The organism is Thiolapillus sp. (assembly GCF_048562965.1).
Lineage (GTDB): Bacteria > Pseudomonadota > Gammaproteobacteria > Chromatiales > Chromatiaceae > Thiolapillus > Thiolapillus brandeum_A.
In genome coordinates this window covers 1-2,673 of the sequence record NZ_JBHNMF010000454.1, presented here as the reverse complement: position 1 = coordinate 2,673, position 2,673 = coordinate 1, and the positions used below count along the sequence as shown (strand labels likewise).

2 protein-coding genes and 2 tRNA genes are annotated in these 2,673 nt (G+C 53.3%); all 4 read left to right on the top strand.

The genetic code is table 11. From position 1 onward, the window contains the following. Positions 1–182 precede the first annotated feature (182 nt). The 4 genes from ACOCD2_RS16270 to ACOCD2_RS16255 all read left to right on the top strand — a co-directional run bounded on the left by ACOCD2_RS16270 (position 183) and on the right by ACOCD2_RS16255 (position 2,649). The gene (locus tag ACOCD2_RS16270; protein ID WP_308214408.1) at positions 183–473 is read left to right on the top strand and encodes an HU family DNA-binding protein; all 291 of its coding nucleotides are present in this window, start codon (positions 183–185) and stop codon (positions 471–473) included. A 12-nt stretch (positions 474–485) separates the two neighbouring features. After that, positions 486–561: transfer RNA gene (locus tag ACOCD2_RS16265), tRNA-Val, on the top strand. An 8-nt stretch (positions 562–569) separates the two neighbouring features. After that, positions 570–646 (top strand) — tRNA-Asp (locus ACOCD2_RS16260). 92 nt (positions 647–738) lie between these two features. Continuing rightward, positions 739–2,649 carry a SurA N-terminal domain-containing protein gene (locus tag ACOCD2_RS16255; protein ID WP_293644029.1) on the top strand — a complete coding sequence of 637 codons (1,911 nt, stop codon included), beginning with the start codon at positions 739–741 and terminating at the stop codon, positions 2,647–2,649. The last annotated feature ends 24 nt before the right edge of the window (positions 2,650–2,673 follow it).

Genomic DNA, 2,673 nt, shown 5'->3' with positions numbered 1-2,673 from the left:
CCCACGGCCAAGAATTTTACCGTGGAAGGCGCTTTTCCCTTGACAGTTTTCATCTGCGCTTGGTATAAAACGCACGCTTTTATGGAGCCTGGATATCTGCTGTTGCACTGGCAATTCGTTCAGGATATGACAGCTTCCATTCATACTTGAACGAACAGGTTCAGGGCAAACACAATAGCTACATTAGGAGGCACAACAGGATGAACAAGAAAGAGCTGATTGAAGCAATTGCAGCGGCAGCAGAGATTTCCCAGTCAAAGGCAGGTAACGCACTTGACGGCATGATTGCAGCCATTACGAAAGCACTCCAGGAAGGTGATACAGTTTCCATCGTCGGCTTCGGCAGCTTCCTCGTGCGGGACCGTGCGGCACGTACAGGACGCAACCCAAAGACCGGTGAAGCCATCGAAATCAAGGCATCGAAATCTCCCGCATTTAAAGCTGGTAAAGCGCTAAAGGATGCAGTAAACTAGCGCTCCTCAATCGGGTGCTTAGCTCAGCTGGGAGAGCATCGCCCTTACAAGGCGAGGGTCGGGGGTTCGATCCCCTCAGCACCCACCAAGCAACTAGGAGTGGTAGTTCAGTTGGTTAGAATACCGGCCTGTCACGCCGGGGGTCGCGGGTTCGAGTCCCGTCCACTCCGCCATTTTTGACACGAACGGGGTATCATTCTGGTACCCCGTTTTTGTTTTCAGGGTATTATCCTTTTCAGTTTATATATCGGATCATTGAACAATCATGCTGCTGGCAATTAGAGAAAAGGCCCAAGGCTGGTTTGCCTGGCTTATCGTAGGATTCATCACCATTCCCTTCGCCCTGTGGGGCATACAGAGTTACCTGGGAGTAAGCAGTAACCCGGCGGCTGTCACCGTCGACGGTACAGAAATTACTCAGCAACAGGTGGAACAGGAGGTGCGGCAATTCAGGGATCGCCTGCGGAACCAGCTCGGCAAGGCATACCGCCCCGAGCTTTTCAATGACAAGATGCTGCGCAAACAGGTCATGGAACAGATGATCAATGATGCTGTGCTGTCGGAAACTGCGGATGATTGGAATCTGCGTATCAGTGATGATTTCGTACGGCAGTACATCCAGTCCATTCCCTACTTTCAGAGCAATGGCAGGTTCAACGTACAGGCCTACAACACGGCAGTCCGCAATCAGGGCATGACGCAACGCGGTTTCGAAGAGGGCATACGGGAAGATCTGGTGAAGCAACAGCTGCGCAACGGCATTGCAGGTTCCGCCATTGCTACAGATTATGAGCTGAACGAAAGCATTCGTTTGCGTGACCAGGAGCGTGAAACCACCTATATGCTGGTTTCCGGTGAAAAGCTGGCCGGTGATTATCAGCCCTCGGATGAAGAGCTGAAAGCCTATTACGATTCCCGCCTGCAGGATCACATGGTGCCGGAACGGGTGAAGGTGGAATATATTCTGCTGTCACCGGAGACGGTCGGTGCCGGCCTCGAAGTGACCGATGAAAAACTCCGTGCCTACTACGATCAGCACAAGGATGAATTCCAGGCGCCGGAAGAGCGCAAGGTGCGGCATATTCTTGTTCAGGTCGATGAAAATGCCGATGCCGAAACCGTTGATGCTGCAAAGGCCAAGATCGAGGACATTGCCAAGCGCCTGGAAAATGGCGAGAGTTTTGCTGCACTGGCTAGGGAATTTTCCGATGATCCAGGCTCAAAAGAGCAGGGCGGTGACGTGGGCTGGATCAGTCCCGGTGTCATGGCAAAGGCTTTTGAAGATGCGGCTTACAAGCTGGAGAAAGACAAGATAAGTGAGCCGGTGCGTACGCCCTTCGGCTTTCATCTGATCGAAGTGACCGAAATCAAGAGCGGTGGTGAAGGCAGTTTCGATGCCCTGCGTGGCAAGATCGAAACTGCTTATCGTCGTAACCAGGCTGAGCAGCTGTTGTTCGACAAGGCCGAAAAACTTGCTGACCTGAGTTATGAAACTCCTGACAGTCTGGCTCCTGCGGCAGAAGCCTTGCAACTGGAGCCGATACAGTCCGACTGGTTCGACAGAAAGGGTGGCAAAGGCGTTCTGGCGTCACCCAAAGTCGTGGCTGCTGCTTTCAGCGAAGACGTGCTGCAGGAAAACAACAACAGTGAGCTGATTGAACTGGAAGACGATCAGGTGCTGGTGCTGCGCGTGGTGGAGCACGAGGCAGAACACCCGCAGGCTTTCGAGGAAGTCAAGGACAGGATCAGGGCCACGCTGAAACGTGAAAAGGCGTCCAAGCTGGCAGCTGCCAAAGGCGAAGAACTGTTGAAATCACTGCAGGGCGGCAGTACCAGCCTGGAACAGCTGGCGGAAGAAAACAGCTGGAAGCTCGAGCCGGCTGCCACCATAAAGCGTAATTCCACTGCGGTGCCGGCGGCAGTCAGAGATACTGCTTTCGGTCTCCCCAGGCCGACGTCCGACAAACCTGCCGTCGGGGGTGTTGCTTTGGGTAATGGTGATTATGCATTGCTGTCTGTCAGCAAAGTGACAGACGGTGATCCCTCCAAGCTGGATGAAGAGGCGCGCAAGGCTGGCAAAGAACAACTGGCCAGAACCAAGGGCGAGGCACAGTTCAATCTCATGGGCAGATACCTGCGTGAACATGCCAAGGTAGAGATCAATACCGAGAACTGATGCTTTCTGTTCAGCAGAAGAAAA

Coding starts and splice junctions, on each gene's coding strand:
- ACOCD2_RS16255 (WP_293644029.1), top strand. CDS start 739: ATGCTGCTGGCAATTAGAGAAAAGGCCCAAGGCTGGTTTGCCTGGCTT.